Source organism: Niveispirillum sp. KHB5.9 (genome assembly GCF_048066115.1).
In the GTDB taxonomy this organism is placed as follows: domain Bacteria; phylum Pseudomonadota; class Alphaproteobacteria; order Azospirillales; family Azospirillaceae; genus Niveispirillum.
This window is the reverse complement of the sequence record NZ_JBLTYX010000004.1, coordinates 201217-217449: the sequence shown is the minus strand read 5'-3', so window position 1 is coordinate 217449 and position 16233 is coordinate 201217. Positions and strand designations below refer to the sequence as shown.

Genomic DNA, 16233 nt, shown 5'->3' with positions numbered 1-16233 from the left:
GGAGTAGGGATGGGGGCGAATCCGCCGCCATCCCCAGAACCCGTCCCTGCAATCCTTGGTCGCGACTGTCGAATCACGCAGGGCACGGCCCCAGGCCGGCGACCGCCGGCCTGCTACCCCATGGTCGCGTAAGCCCAGCCGCCGGATGGCGGCGCCCGACGCCTGAGGGAAAAAATCAGTGCCCGGCCAGGAACTTCTCCACTTCCAGTGCGGCCATGCAGCCCATGCCGGCGGCGGTGACGGCCTGGCGGAACACCTTGTCCTTGACGTCGCCGGCGGCGAACACGCCCGGGATGTCGGTGCGGGTGCTGTCCGGATCGGTGACGATGTAATTCTCGTCATCCATGCGCACCTTGCCCTTGAAGACGGAGGTGGCGGGGTCGTGGCCGATGGCGACGAACACGCCGTCCAGGGGACGGTCGGTGATGGTGTCGGTCTTCACATTGCGCAGGCGCACACCGGTCACCAGCTTGGGGTCGGTGAAGCTGGAGCCGCCCTGGCCCAGGATCTCCTCCACCACGCTGTCCCAGACCACCTCGATCTTGGGATGGGCGGCGACGCGTTCCTGCAGGATGCGCTCACCACGGAAGCTGTCGCGGCGATGGATCAGGGTGACCTTGCTGGCATGGTGGGTCAGATACAGTGCCTCTTCCAGCGCGGTATTGCCGCCGCCGATGACGGCAACTTCCTTGCCGCGGAAGAAGAAGCCGTCACAGGTGGCGCAGGCCGAGACGCCGGCCCCCTGGTAATGCTGCTCGCCCGGAATGCCAAGCCAGCGGGCCTGCGCACCGGTGGCGATGATCACCGCGTCGGCCACGAATTCATCGCCGCTGTCGGCCTTGCACACAAAGGGGCGCTGGGTGAAATCGACATCGGTGATGATGTCGTAGAACATCTTGGTGCCGTACCGTTCGGCCTGGGCGCGCATCTCTTCCATCAGGTGCGGGCCTTCCACCGGATCGGCGAATCCGGGATAATTCTCCACGTCCTTGGTGATGGTCAGCTGCCCGCCGGGCTGCATGCCCTGAACCAGCACCGGCTCCAGGCTGGCGCGGGCGGCATAGATGGCGGCGGTATAGCCGGCCGGGCCGGCGCCGATGATCAGGACCTTGGAGCGGTGGGTGGCCATGATTTTTCCTTGGAAGCGGATGATGCGAACGCCCCGAGAGATGGGGACCTGTGACCTTGGCCGGCAAGATGATGCCGGCGCGGGGCGGGGTTGCGACCCTACAGGGTGACAGGTGACCCGGCAATGGGGTGGGGCCATCCGTCCCATGCTTTACCCGCTCCCTGTTCTGATGTACGGGATTTCGCAACGCACAATAATGACCAGACCGGAGGAAGGCCCATGAGCGCCAGCGCACAGGTGAAGCGCACCAGCGTGCCCGACATCGCCGCCCGCAAGGGCCAGGACCCTGTCGTGGTGCTGACCGCCTACAGCGTCTCCATGGCCCGCCTGCTGGACGAACATTGCGACTGCCTGCTGGTGGGCGACAGCCTGGGCATGGTGCTCTACGGGCTGGACAGCACGCTGCCGGTGACCTTGGACATGATGATCAACCATGGCGCCGCCGTGGTGCGCGGGTCGTCCAAGGCCTGCGTCGTGGTCGACATGCCCTGGGCCACCTATCAGGAAAGCCCCGCACAGGCCTTCCGCAATGCCGCCCGCGTCCTGACGGAGACCGGTGCTCAGGCGGTGAAGCTGGAAGGTGGGGAGGAGATGGCCGAGACGGTTGAATTCCTGGTCCGCCGCGGCATTCCCGTCATGGGCCATGTCGGCCTGACGCCGCAGGCGGTGAACGCGCTGGGTGGTTACCGTGCCCGCGGCCGGTCGGACGCCGAACAGGCCAAGATCCTGGGCGACGCCAAGGCCATCGCCGAGGCCGGGGCCTTCTCCATCGTGGTGGAAGGCGTGGTGGAACCGCTGGCCCGCCAGATCACCGAACAGGTGCCCGTGGTCACCATCGGCATCGGCGCCAGCGCCGCCTGCGACGGGCAGGTGCTGGTGTCGGACGATATGCTGGGTCTGTTCGGCGGCTTCACACCCAAATTCGTGAAGCGCTATGCCGAACTGGGCGAGACGGTGTCGAAGGCGGCGGCGGATTACGCGGCCGAGGTTCGGTCACGTGCCTTCCCCGGCGCCGCCCATGTATTTCCGGTGCGCAAGGGTTAATTTCATATTCCTCAAGCGCCGGCGCCGCATCCGCGGCTTGGCTTCACGCCGCACGTGCGGTGCGGTGGCAGTCGCCGCCGGAGCGGCTTCCGGTTCCCGCCGCTCTAATCATCGCCGCGCACGCCCCTGGCATCCGCTGTTGCGGGGCTGGCGATGCGGCCGAAGGCGCGGGCCGTGTCGCGCGCATGCAGTGACAGGCCGGCCCGGTGGGCCACCAGATCGCGGATATGCATCAGGGGGATCATGGGCAGATCGCGGTCCAGGATGGCGGTCGCCCTCTCCGTCAGGGACGGGATGTCGCGCGGATTGGCGCCACGTGCCTGATGCAGCAGTTCGTCCAGTGCCGGGCTGCGGTATCCGCTGGGATTGGTGATGCTATCCTTTTCGGCGGCACCGGCCACTGCGGTATAGCCCTCCATGGCTGATCCCGCCGTCAGGCCCAGGCCCGCGAACATCACCTGGAAATCGCCGGCCGCCACACGGGCGCGGGATTCCACGGCCGGTATGGGGTTGATCGACAGGGTGATGCCGATGGCGCCCAGCATGCCCGACAGCGCATCGGCCACGCGCGGCCGGTCGGTGATCCGGGTCATCGGCAGCAGCAGCGGCAGGTCCAACCCCTCGCCATAGCCCGCATCGGCCAGAAGGGTGCGGGCCCGGTCCGGATCGGGCCGCAGGATGCGCGGCCGTTCGGGCAGATAGCCTTCCATGCCGGGCTGGGCCAGTTGCCAGGCGGGACCGGCGAACCCCTCCAGCCCGCGTTCCACCAGCACATGCCGGTCCAGGGCCAGGGAGATGGCCTGGCGCACGCGGATATCGGCGACGGGATTGGGTTTCCCGTCCGGCAGCGTGGGGCGCAGGTTGAAGGTCAGCAGCAAGGTGCGGTCGGTGGGCAGCTCTGCCAGCGTCACGCCCTTCATCTTGGTGATATAGGGCAGGTGGACGGGGATCACATCCTCCATGATGTCGGCCTGTCCCGTCACCAGCAGGCGCAGCCGGTCGCGCGCGTCGGGCGCCGACCACAGCACGATGCGCGACCAGACCGGACAATCGCGCCAGCAATTGGGGGAGGCGACCAGTGTGCGCTGCTCCGGCGGGACCGGTTCGGTGGCTGGAATATAAGGGCCGCTGCCCATCTGCGCGCCGGCATGCGCAGCCAGGACCTGGGCCGGATCGCAACCCAGCGGCCCGTCGCCGGCATCGGTGGGGGCCGCCACGATGAAGACCAGCGACAAGGCGGCGGGCAGCAGCCGGTAGGGACTTTCCAGCGTCAGGATCACCCGCCCGCCCGGCTCGGCCACGACACGGGTCAGGCCCAGCGTTTCCCGCCCCATGCGGCGGACCATGGTCTGGTGCCGGCACAGGCTGTAGGCGACATCATGTCCGGTGACGGGTCTGCCGTCGGCGAAACGGGCGGTGGGGTCGATCTGGAAGCTCCAGACCCGGTGGCCCTGGTTGGACCAGCTTTTCGCCAGGCGCGGCGCCACATCGAACCCGTCACGCGTCACCAGCGTGTCGAACAGATGCTCGTAATATTGGAAATCGGCGCCGGTGCGCGCCTCCTGCGGATCACTGGCGGTGACCTGGCCGGAAATGGCGGCAACCAGAAGGTCGGCCGCCCCAGCGGGCAATGCCGCCGGGAACAGTGCCAGCGCCAGGATCAACAGCCGCAACCGGGTGATCGTGCGTCCCACCAATCCCCCGCATCCATATCCTGTCGGGCAACCGACTGGAAACATGCCCGGTTTTGGGGCCGGCAGGCAAGATGGCTTCTAGCTGCCCATGGCTGCTTCCCGGTGACCAATGTCGGTCACCGGGAAGTGGCATGCATCAGTTCACTGTGGGGGCCGGGGTGGCGCCGCTGCGCCGCGAAGGCACGGGCAGCTCCACATTCACCTCCAGCATGGAACAGCCGCTCTCGCGTTCCAGCTTCACCGCGACCTTGTCGTCATCGATATTGACGTACTTCTTGATGACGGCCAGCAGTTCCTGCTGCAAGGCGGGCAGGAAGTCCGGGCTGTCGCGACCCGACCGTTCATGCGCCAGGACGATCTGAAGGCGTTCCTTGGCCTGGGCCGCGACCGTGGGCGGCTTCGACTTGCGGAAAAGATCCAGCAGGCTCATGCGGTCCTCCGCAGCAGGCGGTCCAGGAAGCCCTTCTTCTCGGGCTTGATGAAGCGATGCTCGATGGTTTCGCCCAGGAAGCGGCCGACCGCGTCGCTGTAGGCCAGACCGGCATTGGACTTGTCGTCCAGCACCACGGGCATGCCAACATTGGACGCCTTCAGCACGGCGGGGCTTTCCGGGATGATACCCAGCAGCGGGATGGCCAGGATCTCCAGCACATCATCCACCTTCAGCATCTCACCCTTCTCCACCCGGTCGGGATCGTAGCGGGTGACCAGCAGATGTTCCTTCACCGGCTCCAGACCCTGTTCGGCGCGGCGCGACTTGGCCTGGATCACGCCCAGGATACGGTCGCTGTCGCGGACGGAGGAAACCTCGGGGTTTGTGACGATGATGGCATGGTCGGCCCAGTAGAGTGCCATCAGGGCACCCTTCTCGATACCGGCCGGGCTGTCGCAGAGGATGTAGTCGAATTCCTTCTTCAACTCCTCCAGGATCTTGCCGACACCTTCCTGGGTCAGCGAATCCTTGTCGCGCGTCTGGCTGGTGGGCAGGATGTACAGGTTCTCGACCCGCTTGTCCTTGATCAGCGCCTGGCTCAGCCGGGCCTCGCCATTGATCACGTTGATGAAGTCGAACACCACCCGGCGCTCGCATCCCATGATCAGGTCAAGGTTGCGCAGGCCCACATCGAAATCGATGATGCAGGTCTTGAAACCGCGCAGGGCAAGGCCGGTCCCGAAGGCGGCGCTTGATGTGGTCTTCCCCACGCCGCCCTTGCCGGAGGTCATCGTAATGATCTTGGCCAAGTGGCGTCTCCCAAGGTCAAAGGTTGATCAAATCCGCCCGCCGGCCCCATCGGTGGCCAGCAGGTCCCTCAGGCCACGGTGGTGGCGAGGGGGTCGATGTGCAGATAGCCGTTATTCAGGTAGATTTGGACCTGACGACGGCGGATATCCTTGCCGATATCTTCCGATACCCGGTAAAGGCCGGCGATGGACACCAGTTCGGCATCCAGGCTCTGGCAGAAGATGCGCGCCGACTGATCGCCGCCGACACCGGCCAGCGCGCGGCCACGCAGCGAGCCATAGATATGGATGGATCCGTCGGCCAGCAACTCCGCACCGGGGCTGACCGATCCGATCACCACAAGATCACCGCCGGGGGCATAGATCTGCCGGCCGGACCGCACATTCTCCGCGATCACCATGGTGGTGCGCTGCGGCGCGGGTTCGGGCGGCGGGGCCACGGCGACGGGTGCCGGGGTCGGTGCGGCCGGTGCCTGCGGCTGTGCCTGGACATTGGCCAGACCCTGCGCCGGGCTGCGGCCGGTGCCGGCCAGCGGGTCGAAGGTTTCCACCTTGCCGCGTGGGGTAGCGATCAGGGCCATGCCGCGCGCCAGGGCCGCGTCCTGCTGTTCCTTCGTGCCGCCCAGAAGACCCACGGCCATCAGGCCCAGATTCTTCAGAAGCTTGCAGAAGCTGTCCATGTCGAACGGCGTGCCGGCGGGCAGATCGTCCAGGTCCAGCACGACGCCGGCATGGCGGAAGAAGTTGGGCGCCTGCGCGATCTTGCCGGACAGGACGGGGAAGAAATTGGGATTATGGGGGTCGCTGACCTTCAGCACCATCATCGTGAAGGTGCTGCCGCGCAACTGGAATGGCGCGTCCCTGAAGGCGACCTGGCTGCTCATGTCCTTCTTCGACCCCACCTGTCCCCGACATGCGGCGCCGACATCGGCCCGCCACCCGAATCATGTCGCCGTTCAAGCGCGTTTCGCGCGCCGACGCAAGCGTTTCGTGCCGCATATCTTGCGACAATGCGCCGTTGCTCCACAATATCTATTCCGGATGGGCGCGAAGACGGGTCCGGAAATCGTGGCGACGGAACAGCTTAGGGTGCCGCGCGCAGCACTGGTGGCGCGGGCGATCGGAGCGGTGATCATTCCTACTGCACGCGCGAAGGCCGACTCGGGAATCCCAGATACGAAAGGGGTATGTCGCGAGATATTGTGTGAATATTCCGTTTCAACCGCAACAGCTGGTGACGGCCAGAATCTTTTGAGATAGGATTCCCAATGTTGGTCCTACAGGGGTGGATCGGATCGTTCGATGGCAGATGGCCTGACAGCATCGTCCCGCAGTGCAACGGCAGCATGCCTTGCAGCACCCTGTCGCGCAGCGGGCGCACCGCCCGCAGCAGCACCGACCGTCCGACGGGCCCATTCCAAACCGCACCACTCAGCCGAGGGTGCGGTTTTTTGTTGCCCGCCCGGACCTCTGCCGCGTTCCCGCTTCAACCGGACTTCCGTCCATTGCCGCAAGTGAGGAGATGCCTGATGGCCAAGCGCCAGTCCAAGCCCGCGTCCAGCAGCAGCGACAACAAGGTTCAGCCGCTTTTCCCCCGCCAGTCCCAGGGCTGGGACCCGTTGGGCGGTAACGGGGGCGAGGAGCGGCGGGAGCAATCCTATGTCCGCACCGTCAAGCCGATGAGCGCCGGCCAGGCGCTGTTGATGCAGGCGGTCAAGGAGCACAACCTGACCCTGGCTTTGGGCCCCGCGGGCACCGGCAAGACCTATCTGGCGATTTCATCCGCCGTCACCGCGCTGGAGAAGGGGGAGGTGGACCGCATCATCCTGTCCCGCCCGGCGATCGAGGCAGGCGAAAGCATCGGGTACCTGCCCGGCGACGTGAATGAGAAGATGGCGCCGTTCCTGCGCCCGCTCTATGACGCGCTGTCCGACCGGCTGGGCTCCAAGCGGCTGAAGGCGATGATGGCCGACGGTTCGATCGAGATCGCGCCCGTCGGGTATATGCGCGGCCGCACGCTGAACAACGCTTTCGTGGTGATTGACGAGGCGCAGAACTGCACCTATGCCCAGATCAAGATGCTGCTGACCCGCCTGGGCTGGCATTCCACCATGGTGCTGACCGGTGATCCGGACCAGTCGGACCTGCTGCAGGGCATGTCCGGCCTGGCCGACATTGCGCGGCGGCTGGAGGTGGTGGAAGGCATCGCCGTCGTCCGTCTGGCCGATGCCGACATCGTGCGCCATCCGCTGGTGGCCAGCATGCTGACGGTTCTGTAAGGGCTGTTGAAGGGGCGGGGCCATCGCGGCCCGGCCCCTTCCGCCTCAGTTCGACACGGCACTTTCCAGCCCCAGATGCTCCATATAGCGCTCGGCCAGACCGTTGCTGTCGATGCGTCCCAGCCCCTTTTCCAGGCTGGCACGGGCCAGCATGGCCCGGTCGCTCCGGTTGAAGCAGGCGTGCAGTGCCTGGGGTGGGCCCAGGGGACGTTCATTCAGGGTCAGGGCTGACAGGCCCTGGGCGATGCGGGCGCGGCCCAGGCCGGGTTGCAGGTAGGCGAACTGACTCAGTTCCACGACGGCGGCATCGACGCGGCCCGCCTGTAATTTGCGCAGGTTCACGGCGTCGCTGGGTGCGCTGTCCACCTGCAATCGGCCCTGACGACGCAGGTCCTCGATGATCGGGCCATTATCATAGCCGTCGACGACGCCGATCAGCAGGCCGGCCAGATCATCGGGTTTGGACCAGGTGATGGGCAGTTCCTGACGCTGTGCCAGGGCATAGCGGAAATGGCCGATCGGCTGTTCCGACAGGACCCCGCCGGCCGCGTCGCATTCACTGCGCGTGGCCGTGAAGAAGCCGACATGCGGTCCATCGGTCTGCATGGCTGCCGTCACGGCGCGTTTCCAGGGCAGGATGGTGATGCGGATATCCTGATGCTGGGTGCCATAGGCGGCGCGCAGCACCGCCGTCATCGACCCGCCCTGCGGCAGGCTGCCGGAAAAGGGCGGCCATTCCAGGGTGGTGAAGGACCATTCCTCGGCATGGGCAGCCATCGGCGCCAGCAGCATCCCGCCAATGATCGCCAATGATCGCAGCCGCCCCATGAACCTCGCCCCCACCGCAAGATGTTACCGCTCCCGGAAACTATGGCCCATCAACCGACGTGACAACATCCATCGGTATGACCGGAAGCATTGTTTCCAGGTTGCCGGATCGGCACCGCCCAGCCCCTGGCATGCCCTTGACCTGACAACGAAATCCCCGGTCAAACCCTATCGCCCAAGCGTTAAGATTTCGCTGAAAAATTGTGGATGCCGATTTTCAAATCCAGGAAGCTGTCGATGGCGGCTAGTACCTTGTCGCGGATGGCGTCCGTTTCGATCAGCAATTCGTGCCGGCCTTCGGCGAAAGGGACCAGGGTGCAATCTGCTAAGCGACGGGCGGCCTCGTCATGACGGTCGGCGCGCACGATGCTGTCGGCCCGTGCGGAGATCAGCAGGACCGGCACATCCACATCCTCCAGCCGGTCCTGTTCGAAGAAATGCCGGATGGAGGTGAAGGCCCCGTCCAGCCAGCCCCAGCTGGCCCCACCCAGCGCCACCCCCGGATCGCGCGTCATCACCGCATAGCATTCGGCGAAACGGCCGGGGTCGGAGGTCAGGCGGTTGCCCTTGAAGGGCGGGGGGTGCCTGGCCCAACGGGGGCCCTGCAGCAGGGCGTAATCATTGGCGTGGCCCAGGCGTACGGCCAGCCGCGCCAGACCGCGCGCCAGCCATTCCGGCAGGGGTGCGGTGTTGATGCCCAGCATGGGGGCGCAGGTGATGGCACCGGCGAACGGATGCGGCCTTTCGGCCAGGAAACGCAGCAGGATATGCCCGCCCATTGAATGGCCCAGCGCCAGGAACGGGCCCTTCACCCCGTCCCGCCAATGGTCCAGCGCGGCGGCCAGATCGTCCAGGAAGGCATCGAAATGCACGGCGTGGCCCACCATGGCGTCGGGCAGCAGGCGCGACGATCCGCCCTGGCCACGCCAATCCATGGATAGAACGTGCAGGCCCCGTTCCGTCAGGTCCGACGCCAGTTCGGTATAACGTTCCACCTGTGCCGCACGGCCGGGCAGAACCAGCATGGTGGGTGCGTCATCGGGAAGCGGGGCCGGGCCCACGGGCTGCCAACGCGACAGGCGCAGCCGGGTGCCGTCGGGCAGGGCCAGCATATGATGCGCCCAATGTCCCCGTACCGTCACCCCGCCACCCATGGGCCCATCCATGCCCTTCATCCTTTCCGCCTGTTTGACCAGATCACCGGCCCATGCCTATCTATGGCAACCATAAGCGGCGGCAAGCCCGCACGCCAAGCCTGGGAGCATTGTTACGATGGATAATGTCGCGCGCCGTTCCGGCCTGGACCCGGCCGATCTGACCGGTTTCTATTTCGAGGATCTGTTTGTCGGCATGAAGGGCATTTATGCCCGCACCATCACCGAGACGGACATCGTGATGTTCGCCGGCATTTCCGGCGACACCAACCCCATGCATCTGAACGAGGACTATGCCAAGGCCACGCCGTTCGGCGGACGTATCGCCCATGGCATGCTGTCGGCCTGTTTCATCACCACGGTGCTGGGCACGCGCCTGCCGGGGCCGGGCTGCATCTATATGTCCCAGAACCTGCGCTTCCGCTCGCCCGTGCGGATCGGGGAGACGGTGACGACGACGGTGACCGTGACGGGTCTGGTGCCGGAGAAGCACCGTGCCATGCTGTCCACCATCTGCACCGTGGGCGATCGGGTGGTGATCGACGGGGAGGCCATGGTGATGGTGCCGAGCCGGCCGGTGCGGAGCGAGGCGGCGGGCTGATCCACCCTCAGGCCAGCTTGATCTCCCGGGCCAGGAAGTCGATGACGGCGCGGATGCGGGGCGGCATGACCGGGCCGCCTTGGAACACGACATGGACGATCTCCGTCTCCCCGGAATTGTAATCCTCCAGCAGTGCCACCAGCCGCCCGGCCAGGATGTCGGGACCGACATGGAACCAGGCATGGCGGCCCAGCCCATGGCCGGCCAGGGCCAGCTGGCGCATGCTCTCCCCGTCGCTGAGGATGGTGTTGCCGCGCACCGGCACCTCCACCAACGTGCCGTCAGGCAGGCGGAAGGGCCAGGGCCCGACGCTGCGCACGAAGCCGAAGGCCATCATGTTGTGCTGCGCCAGATCATACGGCGTGCGCGGCGTGCCGTGGCGGGCCAGATAGTCGGGGGAGGCGACGACCACCACCCGGCTCTGCGCCAACTTGCGCGCCATCAGGTTCGCCCCCTTCAGCGGGCCGACGCGGATGGCGATGTCGGCGCGTTCCTGCAACAGGTCCACCACCGTGTCGGTCAGGGTGATATCCAGCTGGATTTCCGGATAGAGCGCCGACAGGCGGGGCAGCAGCGGCAGCAGGTAGTGCACACCGAACGGCACGAAGGTGTTGATGCGCACCGGTCCGCGCGGCACGGCGCGGGCCGCCACCGCCTGCTCCGCCTCGTCCATGTCAGCCAGGATGCGGCGGCAGCGTTCATGGAACAGGTCGCCTTCCGGCGTCAGGCGCAGTTGCCGCGTGGTGCGGTTCAGCAGGCGCGCACCCAGCCGCGCCTCCATCCTGGCCACCAGCTTGCTGACGGCGGACGGGGTCATGTCCAGGGCCCGGGCGGCGCCGGAGAAATTGCCGCTCTCCACCACGCGGGCGAAGACCTCCATCTCCCCCGCGCGGTTGATATCCAGTCGCGACATGTGACGTGAACTCACAAATCATGTGCCGACCGGCAGTCTAGTTCACGGATGAAGCCTCGTCCATCTTGGCGGGCATGTAATATCTCACATCCGGGAATTCGGATCATGCCCATCGGATTGTTCGCTCTGACGGCTGGTGCCTTCGGCATCGGCACCACGGAATTCGTCATCATGGGCCTGCTTTTGCAGGTCTCCGCCGACCTTGGGGTTTCGGTCTCCATGGCCGGGCTGCTGATCAGCGGCTATGCGCTGGGCGTGTTCGCCGGCGCGCCGCTCTTGACGCTGACCACGGGAAAGCTGCCGCGCAAGACCCTGCTGGTGGCGCTGATGGTGATCTTCACCATCGGCAACATGGCCTGTGCCATAGCACCCGACTATACCACCCTGATGGCGGCGCGGGTCGTCACCTCGCTGGCCCATGGCACCTTCTTCGGTGTCGGGTCGATCGTGGCCACCGGCCTGGTGGCGCCGGACCGCAAGGCCTCGGCCATCGCCATCATGTTCACCGGCCTGACCATGGCCACGCTGCTGGGCGTGCCGTTCGGGGCCTGGCTGGGCCTGGAATATGGTTGGCGCATCACCTTCTGGGCGGTGGCCTTGATCGGTGTGGCCGCCACCATCGTGCTGGCCCTGTTCGTGCCGGCCGACAAGGCGGCGCCGCAACCGCTGTCGATGCGTGACGAGCTGTCGGTGCTGGTCAAGCCGCAGGTCTGGCTGGGGCTGCTGATGACCGTGCTGGGCTTCGGCGGGGTGTTTGCGGTCTTCACCTATATCCAGCCGCTGCTGACGCAGGTCACCGGTTTCTCCGACGCCGCCGTGTCGGCCATCCTGCTGGTGTTCGGCGGTGGGCTGGCCGTAGGCAATCTGCTGGGCGGGCGGTTGGCCGACAAGTGGTTGATGCCGACCTTGCTGGCCACGCTTGTGGCCCTGGCGCTGGTGGAGGCGCTGATGGGCTGGGCGTTCCAGGACAAGGTCATGGCCGTGCTGTTCGTCGGGCTGATGGGTGTGGCGGCTTTCGCCACCGTGGCGCCGTTGCAGATGCGGGTGCTGGAAAAGGCGGAAGGGGCGGGCCAGGGACTGGCCAGCAGCCTGAACATCGCCGCCTTCAACCTGGGCAACGCGCTGGGTGCGTGGATCGGCGGGCTGACCATCGATCATGGTCCGGGCCTGGGTGCTGTGACCTGGGTGGCGGCCTTGGTCACCCTGGCCGGTCTGGGCGTGGCGCTGGCCAGCCGGGCGCTGGACCGGGGGGCTGTCACGACCCGGCCTGCCGTGGTGGCGCCGCTGCATTGATTATCGGTGGGGATGGCGGGACTGGACCGCCATCCTCGCTTGCGACTATAGACATGGCGAGAGTTCGTAACCATCTGCCGGCGCCATGCTGATCTTCCGCCACACCACCGACCTTCCGGCCGCCATCCGTGGCTGCGCCGTGGCGCTGGGCAATTTCGACGGCGTCCACCAGGGCCACCGTGCCGTGATCGAGGCGGCCAAGGATGCCGCCCGTGCGCTTGGCGTGCCGGCGGCGGTTCTGACGTTCGAGCCGCATCCCCGCAGTTTCTTCCGTCCCGATGATGCTCCCTTCCGCCTGACCCCCTGGCGCATCAAGGCCAGGCTGGTGGAGGCGCTGGGCGTGGAGGCGCTGTTCGAACTGCGCTTCGATGAAGCCTTCTCCCACCTGACGGCCGATGAATTCGTGCGCCAGGTGCTGGTCGAGGGGCTGGAGGTGGCGCATGTCGTGGCCGGCTATGATTTCGTCTTCGGGCATAAGCGCGGGGGCGACATGGCGTTCCTGCGCGCGGCGGGCGAACAGCATGGGTTTCAGGTGACGGAGGTGCGGCCCGTGGCCGGCCCCGACGCCATCGCCTATTCCTCCACCGCCGTGCGCCGGCATCTTCAGGCCGGTGAGGTGCGGGAAGCCGCATCGATCCTGGGCCATGACTGGGAGATCGAGGGAAGGGTCGACCATGGCGACAAGCGCGGCCGTACCATCGGCTTTCCCACCGCCAATGTCGAATTGGGCGCCTATCTGCGTCCGCGCCTGGGTGTTTATGCCGTGCTGGCCGGGGTGGATGAGGGGACGAAGACCGTCTGGCACAAGGGTGTGGCCAATATCGGCCGCCGTCCCACCGTGGGCGGGGTAAGCGAGCGGATGGAGGCGCATCTGTTCGACTTCGATGGCGACCTCTATGGCAAGCATCTGCGCATCCGGCTCTGCCACTTCATCCGGCCGGAAATGAAGTTCGAGAGCTTCCAGGCGCTGAAGGACCAGATCGTGGCCGACAGCGCCAAGGCGCGGGAGTTGCTCGCGTAATCCTTAAGCCGGCGGTGCCCCGACGATCCGGTCGAACGCCGCCTTCACCGCCGCCGCCTTCTCCCGCAAGGCCGCCTCCACCGCCTCGAACGGTGTGGTTTCCGACAATTCGGGCAGGGCGGTGCGGGCCAGCCCGGCCTTCAGCCCGGCCGGTGCCTTGGCGGCGTCGAACGATCCTTCCACCGTCAGGCGCAGGAAGCCCTGTACGCGGCGCCAGGTCTTGTGCGCGTCGATCAGCAGCTTGGCCGTATCCACATCCAGGAACCCGCAATCGCCCAGCCAGGCCAGGGCGCCGGTGGTGTTGGGATCAATGATCTCCGGCCGTTCGGGGGCGTGCATCAGGGTCAGGTACTGGGCGATGAACTGGATGTCGACCATGCCGCCGCGCACATATTTCACCGTCCAGATATCGTCGGTCCGGTGCTGCTGATCGATGCGGGCGCGCATGGAGGCGACGTCGTCGCGCAGTTTGGCGGGGTCGCGTGGGCGGGTCAGCAGGGCGCGGATCTCATCCGCCAGCCGGTCGCGCAGATGCGCCGGCCCCGTTACCGTGCGGGCGCGGGTCAGGGCCATGTGCTCCCAGGTCCAGGCGCTGTCGCGCTGATATTTGGCGAACCCTTCGAAACTGACGGCCAGCGGCCCGGCATTGCCCGACGGGCGCAACCGCATGTCCACCTCGTACAATTGCCCCTCCGCCGTGTGGGCGGTGATGGCATTGACCAGACGCTGGGTCAGCTTGATGAAATAATCGTTGGGGGACAGCGGCTTGGCCCCGTCGGACTGCGTAACGTCCTCGGGGATTTCATAGACGGTGATCAGGTCCAGATCGGAACGCAGGGTCAGCGACCGTGCGCCCAGCCGGCCCAGGCCCAGGATGGCGAATCCGGCGCCGGGCAGGATGCCATGCCGACGTGCGAACTCGTCTTCCACCGCCTTCTGGATACCCTCCAGCCCCACCTCCGCCACGTCGGTCAGGAAGGCGCCCAGCCGGTCGGCATCGCTGACATGGCGCAGGATATGGACGCCGGCACGGAACCGATGCTCGTTGGTCCAGCGGCGGGTGAGATCCAGCATCTCCTCGAAATATTGCGCCCCGCCGACCAGGGCGTGGAACCCGGCCTCCAGCTCGTCCCGTCCCGGAAGTACGCCGAAGAAGCCCGGCAGCAGCACGGCGTCCAGCGCCTGTGGCTGGCGGGCCAGCTGTTCGGCCAGACGCGGGGCGGTGCCCATCACTTCCGCCACCAGATCCAACAGGTTGGGGTTGGAATAGAACAGGCTGAACAGCTGCACGCCGGCCGGCAGACGCGACAGGAACTCGTCGAATTTCAGGAAGGCCTGATCGGGATGGGCCGTGCGGCCGAAGGCGGCCAGCAGGGTAGGGGCCAGTTCGGTCAGCAATTCGCGCGCCCGCTGGCTGCGCGTGGCGCGATAGCGGCCATGGTGCCAGGCGCGGATCTGGCCAGCCACGGCGGACGGGTTGGCGTACCCCATCTCCCGCAGCGTCACCATCGTGTCCGGATCATCCTCCGTCCCGGTGAACACCAGGCTGCCGGTGCCGGACAAGGCCGGGCTTTCGGCGAACAGATGGTCGTAATGATCCTCGACCACCGTCAGGGTGGCCATCAGCTTTTCGCGGAAAGCATCGGCATCGGGGAAGCCCAGGAAAGCGGCGATCTGCGCCACGCCCTCATCGGTCTTGGGCAGTTGGTGGGTCTGCTGGTCATCCACCATCTGTACCCGGTGTTCCACCGTGCGCAGGAACCGGTAGGCCGTGGACAGGTCGTCGGCGACAGGACGTTCCACCCGGTCGGCGTCCACCAGGGCATAGAGCGTTTCTACCGTGCCGCAGGTGCGCAGGGTGCGGTCGCGGCCGCCGAAGATCAGCTGCTGGGTCTGGGCGAAGAATTCGATCTCGCGGATGCCGCCACGGCCGATCTTGATATTGTGGCCGTTGACGGTCTTTTCCCGGTGGCCCTTGTGGGTACCGATCTGGCGCTTGATGGAATGGATGTCCTGGATGGCGGCGAAATCCAGGTTCCGGCGCCAGATGAAGTGCCGGATGATGTCCATGAAGCCCTTGCCCGCCTCCAGATCGCCTGCCACGGGCCGGGCCTTGATCATGGCGGCGCGTTCCCAGTTCTGGCCCAGGCTGCTGTAATAGGCCTCCGCCGCCGACAGGCTGACGGCCACAGGCGTGGCGCCGGGATCGGGGCGCAGGCGCAGGTCGGTGCGGAACACGTATCCGTCGGCCGTGCGGTCATCCATGATCCGCACCATCTCGCGCGTCACACGCACGAAATGCTTGGTCATCTCCCCGTCCGGCACCTGCACGATGCCGTCGTCATAGAGCACGATCAGGTCGATGTCGGAGCTGTAATTCAGTTCCCGCGCCCCGAACTTGCCCATGGCCAGGACGATATAGCCACTGTCCTTTTCCGGCTGTTCCGGATCGGGCACCACCAGCTTGCCCGAATTCACCGCTTGGCGCAGTGCGACGCGCACGGCCAGCTGCAACGATGCTTGGGCGAAATCCGACAGCGCACCCGTCACCTTTTCCAGCGGCCAGTCATTGGCCATGTCGGCCAGCCCGATCAGCAGGGCGGCGCGGCGCTTGGCGATGCGCAGTCCTTTCATCAGCTTATCGGCGTTGGCCTCCGCGCCATGATCGCGCCACAGTGCCTGGAGAAGTTCCGCAAAGGCTTGGTCGAAGCCGATTTCCAGCAGCCGCCGGAAGAAACCCATTTCCCTGACCAGGGCCGCCCCCAGATAGGGGCTGTTGGCGAACACCGCCTCCAGCACCCGTTTTCCCTGGGGATCGGCGGCGTAGGAACGGGCGAATTCGGCCAGATCGGGATCACAGGCGGGGCCCGCCGCATCATGCCAATGTTCCAATCCGATGGCGGCGCGGTGCGGATCACCAAGGCGGGGAAGGGATTCTTGATTGAACATGAGGTGTCTACCGGGCTATCCCAAACTGACCGCGATGGCGGGGGGCCAGACTGCCCACCGCTTGAGCAACAGGTCAAGCCGCCCGT

The 16233-nt window shown here is 66.2% G+C and carries 14 protein-coding genes; 5 read left to right on the top strand and 9 right to left on the bottom strand.

Annotated elements, in window-relative coordinates; all coding sequences use genetic code 11:
* Positions 1–175 precede the first annotated feature (175 nt).
* On the bottom strand, positions 176–1129 hold the full coding sequence (gene trxB, locus ACM9HJ_RS09860) for a thioredoxin-disulfide reductase (RefSeq protein ID WP_416571547.1): 954 nt from the start codon (positions 1127–1129) through the stop codon (positions 176–178).
* 219 nt (positions 1130–1348) lie between these two features.
* On the opposite strand from trxB, the gene panB reads away from it, so the two are divergent.
* On the top strand, positions 1349–2173 hold the full coding sequence (gene panB, locus ACM9HJ_RS09855; protein WP_416571546.1) for a 3-methyl-2-oxobutanoate hydroxymethyltransferase: 825 nt from the start codon (positions 1349–1351) through the stop codon (positions 2171–2173).
* Between the two features lie 104 nt (positions 2174–2277).
* On the opposite strand, the gene ACM9HJ_RS09850 is transcribed toward panB, so the two are convergent.
* The 4 genes from ACM9HJ_RS09850 to minC form a co-directional block, all read right to left on the bottom strand.
* Entirely contained in the window at positions 2278–3867 is a 1590-nt protein-coding gene (locus ACM9HJ_RS09850; RefSeq protein WP_416571713.1) for an ABC transporter substrate-binding protein, read from the bottom strand.
* A 136-nt stretch (positions 3868–4003) separates the two neighbouring features.
* The gene (gene minE / locus ACM9HJ_RS09845; RefSeq protein WP_416571545.1) at positions 4004–4297 is read right to left on the bottom strand and encodes a cell division topological specificity factor MinE; all 294 of its coding nucleotides are present in this window, start codon (positions 4295–4297) and stop codon (positions 4004–4006) included.
* Positions 4294–5109: a septum site-determining protein MinD gene (minD, locus tag ACM9HJ_RS09840; protein ID WP_416571544.1), complete on the bottom strand. Its 816-nt coding sequence runs from the start codon at positions 5107–5109 to the stop codon at positions 4294–4296. The genes minE and minD overlap by 4 nt, the downstream gene beginning before the upstream one ends.
* 68 nt (positions 5110–5177) lie before the next feature.
* Positions 5178–5993 (bottom strand): septum site-determining protein MinC, encoded by an 816-nt coding sequence (gene minC / locus ACM9HJ_RS09835; protein WP_416571543.1) that lies wholly within the window; start codon positions 5991–5993, stop codon positions 5178–5180.
* 645 nt (positions 5994–6638) lie between these two features.
* Between minC and ACM9HJ_RS09830 the strand changes: the two genes are divergently transcribed.
* The gene (locus ACM9HJ_RS09830; protein ID WP_416571542.1) at positions 6639–7388 is read left to right on the top strand and encodes a PhoH family protein; all 750 of its coding nucleotides are present in this window, start codon (positions 6639–6641) and stop codon (positions 7386–7388) included.
* A 45-nt stretch (positions 7389–7433) separates the two neighbouring features.
* Here the strand turns inward: ACM9HJ_RS09830 and ACM9HJ_RS09825 are convergent, their stop codons facing one another.
* Positions 7434–8216 (bottom strand): substrate-binding periplasmic protein, encoded by a 783-nt coding sequence (locus ACM9HJ_RS09825; protein WP_416571541.1) that lies wholly within the window; start codon positions 8214–8216, stop codon positions 7434–7436.
* A gap of 182 nt (positions 8217–8398) precedes the next feature.
* The gene (locus ACM9HJ_RS09820; protein WP_416571540.1) at positions 8399–9382 is read right to left on the bottom strand and encodes an alpha/beta fold hydrolase; all 984 of its coding nucleotides are present in this window, start codon (positions 9380–9382) and stop codon (positions 8399–8401) included.
* A 106-nt stretch (positions 9383–9488) separates the two neighbouring features.
* Between ACM9HJ_RS09820 and ACM9HJ_RS09815 the strand changes: the two genes are divergently transcribed.
* A complete protein-coding gene (locus tag ACM9HJ_RS09815; RefSeq protein ID WP_416571539.1) occupies positions 9489–9971 on the top strand; it encodes a MaoC family dehydratase in 483 nt (160 codons plus the stop codon).
* A gap of 7 nt (positions 9972–9978) precedes the next feature.
* On the opposite strand, the gene ACM9HJ_RS09810 is transcribed toward ACM9HJ_RS09815, so the two are convergent.
* Entirely contained in the window at positions 9979–10884 is a 906-nt protein-coding gene (locus ACM9HJ_RS09810) for a LysR family transcriptional regulator (RefSeq protein WP_416571538.1), read from the bottom strand.
* A gap of 105 nt (positions 10885–10989) precedes the next feature.
* Here ACM9HJ_RS09810 and ACM9HJ_RS09805 point away from each other — a divergent pair, with 105 nt between their 5' ends.
* Both ACM9HJ_RS09805 and ACM9HJ_RS09800 read left to right on the top strand, forming a co-directional pair.
* On the top strand, positions 10990–12177 hold the full coding sequence (locus ACM9HJ_RS09805; RefSeq protein ID WP_416571537.1) for an MFS transporter: 1188 nt from the start codon (positions 10990–10992) through the stop codon (positions 12175–12177).
* Between the two features lie 85 nt (positions 12178–12262).
* Positions 12263–13198: a bifunctional riboflavin kinase/FAD synthetase gene (locus ACM9HJ_RS09800; RefSeq protein WP_416571536.1), complete on the top strand. Its 936-nt coding sequence runs from the start codon at positions 12263–12265 to the stop codon at positions 13196–13198.
* 3 nt (positions 13199–13201) lie between these two features.
* Here ACM9HJ_RS09800 and ACM9HJ_RS09795 read toward each other — a convergent pair whose 3' ends face one another.
* A complete protein-coding gene (locus tag ACM9HJ_RS09795; protein WP_416571535.1) occupies positions 13202–16147 on the bottom strand; it encodes a bifunctional [glutamine synthetase] adenylyltransferase/[glutamine synthetase]-adenylyl-L-tyrosine phosphorylase in 2946 nt (981 codons plus the stop codon).
* Positions 16148–16233: the final 86 nt, after the last annotated feature.

Coding starts and splice junctions, on each gene's coding strand:
- trxB (WP_416571547.1), bottom strand. CDS start 1,129: ATGGCCACCCACCGCTCCAAGGTCCTGATCATCGGCGCCGGCCCGGCC.
- panB (WP_416571546.1), top strand. CDS start 1,349: ATGAGCGCCAGCGCACAGGTGAAGCGCACCAGCGTGCCCGACATCGCC.
- minE (WP_416571545.1), bottom strand. CDS start 4,297: ATGAGCCTGCTGGATCTTTTCCGCAAGTCGAAGCCGCCCACGGTCGCG.
- minC (WP_416571543.1), bottom strand. CDS start 5,993: ATGAGCAGCCAGGTCGCCTTCAGGGACGCGCCATTCCAGTTGCGCGGC.
- ACM9HJ_RS09830 (WP_416571542.1), top strand. CDS start 6,639: ATGGCCAAGCGCCAGTCCAAGCCCGCGTCCAGCAGCAGCGACAACAAG.
- ACM9HJ_RS09825 (WP_416571541.1), bottom strand. CDS start 8,216: ATGGGGCGGCTGCGATCATTGGCGATCATTGGCGGGATGCTGCTGGCG.
- ACM9HJ_RS09820 (WP_416571540.1), bottom strand. CDS start 9,382: ATGGATGGGCCCATGGGTGGCGGGGTGACGGTACGGGGACATTGGGCG.
- ACM9HJ_RS09815 (WP_416571539.1), top strand. CDS start 9,489: ATGGATAATGTCGCGCGCCGTTCCGGCCTGGACCCGGCCGATCTGACC.
- ACM9HJ_RS09810 (WP_416571538.1), bottom strand. CDS start 10,884: ATGTCGCGACTGGATATCAACCGCGCGGGGGAGATGGAGGTCTTCGCC.
- ACM9HJ_RS09805 (WP_416571537.1), top strand. CDS start 10,990: ATGCCCATCGGATTGTTCGCTCTGACGGCTGGTGCCTTCGGCATCGGC.
- ACM9HJ_RS09800 (WP_416571536.1), top strand. CDS start 12,263: ATGCTGATCTTCCGCCACACCACCGACCTTCCGGCCGCCATCCGTGGC.
- ACM9HJ_RS09795 (WP_416571535.1), bottom strand. CDS start 16,147: ATGTTCAATCAAGAATCCCTTCCCCGCCTTGGTGATCCGCACCGCGCC.